2 protein-coding genes and 2 pseudogenes are annotated in these 2,683 nt (G+C 35.4%); all 4 read left to right on the top strand.

The window, feature by feature from the left end; genetic code table 11:
• Window positions 1-31: 31 nt before the first annotated feature.
• Window positions 32-538: pseudogene (locus HMPREF2955_RS16710) on the top strand (mobilization protein); the annotation flags it as partial.
• Window positions 539-637: 99 nt separating this feature from the next.
• Window positions 638-994, top strand: a complete 357-nt coding sequence (locus HMPREF2955_RS00015) for a helix-turn-helix domain-containing protein (RefSeq protein WP_070719792.1) — start codon at window positions 638-640, stop codon at window positions 992-994.
• Window positions 995-1,005: 11 nt separating this feature from the next.
• Window positions 1,006-2,220 carry a virulence-associated E family protein gene (locus HMPREF2955_RS00010; RefSeq protein ID WP_070719791.1) on the top strand — a complete coding sequence of 405 codons (1,215 nt, stop codon included), beginning with the start codon at window positions 1,006-1,008 and terminating at the stop codon, window positions 2,218-2,220.
• Window positions 2,221-2,438: 218 nt separating this feature from the next.
• Window positions 2,439-2,654, top strand: a pseudogene (locus HMPREF2955_RS00005) (CHC2 zinc finger domain-containing protein); the annotation flags it as partial.
• Window positions 2,655-2,683 lie beyond the last annotated feature (29 nt).

Raw genomic sequence — 2,683 nt, 5'->3', positions numbered from 1 at the left:
GACTGCGTTTTAAAGGGTGGGAAACTTTAGTAAAATAAATGATAAAGCATCCGACGCTGAGGCTGAACAAGTAGTAGATGGTGTTGACAGTCCATCTGCCGTACAACAGCAACAATCAATGGACTTTGACTCAATTCGGCAACAGCAACAAAAGTTAATGGACCAGAAAATACAAGATAAACGTGCTATAGCTATTAAATATACTCAACAGCAATTCGCACCTTATGTTTCTGACAAAGATTTGCTCAAACTTTGTGAATATATAGAGTTATACTCCGCTAAGCTTCCCTTATCACACGTTGAACCAATTAATATCAAAGGTTTAGTTGCCTTAGACCTGTTTCATTTTGGTTGGAATATATGGAACCATTTTAGAGTTGGCAAGCAAGATGAAATTTCGCAGTTTCTTAAGCAGGTTTTTGCCAACACATTCAAAGATGTAGAAGTTGGGAGCATAAAAAGTCACCTCCGTGATGATGAGAAGAAAGGCACTATACCTATTGTACAAAGCCTTTCAGACCACCAAATAACAGAATAACACACAAACCTATTGTGTTTTTATAGTGTTTCTTCAGTGTCTTAGGACACAGAGGAAACACTTTTTTCATTTGCACCGTAAAAATCAATAACAAGTATTATGGTACAAAATGAAATCACTTTTGAGAACTTGCCAAAGGCAGTTGCTCACTTAGTCAGCGAAGTTGCTGAAATAAAGAATTTAGTATGTAAAGGACAAACACCTGTTGTCCCTCCCAAACGTATTCCTATTGGAATAGATGATGCGTGTAAACTAATAGGGAAAGCCAAGCCAACAGTTTACACCTTAGTACGAAAACGCTTACTACCTTGTTATAAGAATGGTAAGCATCTCTATTTTTTTGAAGATGATCTGTTGGCATGGATTGAAGGAGGTAAGAAAAAGACTGTTGCCGAAATCAACGAGGAGGCAAAAGCTTTTATCTCTGAGAAACATTCTGATTCTTCCCTTTTATAAATATATGCATTATGGAAAAGGAAAGAACTGAAGGACGAGCCAAGCAATCTAAGAATGAACGCATAGAACAATTCTTGAAAGAGCATTATGCTTTTCGTTTTAATACTGTTAAAAGTAGAACAGAGTTTCGAGAACAAGATTCTAATACTTCATTCCGTCCTCTTACTAAATATGATATTAACTCTATGCGTCGGCTGGTAGATGGGACTTTGGGAATATATACTCCAGCTGATAATATTCGAGCAATATTGGAGAGCGACTTTTGCAATAAAGTTAACCCGATTCGTGAGTATTTGTTGAATCTTCCAAAGCCTAAAGGTGAAGATGAATCTGAAATCATAAGGTTGGCAAATTGTGTTGTAGTGAGAAATCCTGATAAATGGAAACACTACTTTGTAAAATGGTTGGTTGCTGTCGTAGCCAATGCCATGGATGATTTACAGTGTCGTAATCATACATGTTTAGTTCTTACAGGTGAACAAGGAAAATTCAAAACAACTTTCCTTGATTTACTCTGTCCAGAAGAACTAAAGAGTTATCTTTTCACAGGAAAGATTGACCCACAAGGAAAAGATGTACAAACACTGATTGCGGAATATCTTTTTATCAATATTGACGACCAGCTAAAGGCACTCAATAAGAGAGATGAAAATGAATTGAAGAATCTGATAACGACACCAAGAGTAAAATATCGTAGACCATACGACACTTACATCGAAGAGTATCCTCACTTAGCAAGCTTTATGGCATCTGTTAATGGTAATGATTTTCTAACAGATCCGACAGGAAGTCGTCGCTTTCTACCTTTTGAAATTGAACATATTGATATTGATGCAGCTAAAGAGATTGATATCAACAAGGTGTACTCCGAGGCAGTTGAATTGTGGAGAGTTGACTATCATTATTGGTTCAATGAAGAGGAAATAGCCGAACTGCATCAAGAGAGCGAAGGGTTTCAAGTGCAGACTGTTGAGTATGAAATGCTTCTTAAAGGCATGGAAAAGCCAGCAGCAACTGAAGAGAGTTATATGACCACTTCTGAAATCCTAAACTATTTGCGTGGATACACAACGCTTAACCTAAGTGAAAGGAGAATAGGAGAAGCCTTGAAAAAGGCTGGTTTCTTAAGGAAATCCAAAAGGATAGGTGGCAATCCAATGTATGTTTACCATATACGCAAGATTGTTCCAAATCCCTTTATTCAAAGTTACAATACTAATTATTAATACTACTTTACTACAAAGAGAGATAAAGCATTGAAAGAAAAAAGGTTAGACCGTAGTAAATAATGATATAAGGTATTACTACCTCATTACTACCAACCGACCATATACATGTGCAATGATTACTACAAAGATAGTTAGTACTACATATTTTTCTTTCATTGTCAATGACTTACAAGAATATCACATTGTAGTAAGTACTAAACTTAAAAGTTACAAGTATGACATTAGATGAAATTAAAGCAATATCGATTAAAGATTACTTAGGTAGTATGTCTATATACCCTATAAAGAATTATGGCTATTACGGAATGTATAAAAGTCCATTTCGAAATGAACATACTCCAAGTTTCAAAGTTGATTATAACCAAAATCTATGGTATGACTTTGCACTTGATGAAGGTGGGAGTCTTATAGATTTAGTTATGAAATTACATAGGGATATTCAGTAAATATCTAACTAATT

This window comes from Prevotella sp. HMSC073D09 (genome assembly GCF_001814145.1).
Lineage (GTDB): Bacteria > Bacteroidota > Bacteroidia > Bacteroidales > Bacteroidaceae > Prevotella > Prevotella conceptionensis.
This window is presented reverse-complemented; position numbering and strand designations above follow the sequence as displayed.

Excerpts from the sequence above, each read along its gene's own strand:
- HMPREF2955_RS00015 (WP_070719792.1), top strand. The coding sequence starts at position 638 with ATGGTACAAAATGAAATCACTTTTGAGAACTTGCCAAAGGCAGTTGCT.
- HMPREF2955_RS00010 (WP_070719791.1), top strand. The coding sequence starts at position 1,006 with ATGGAAAAGGAAAGAACTGAAGGACGAGCCAAGCAATCTAAGAATGAA.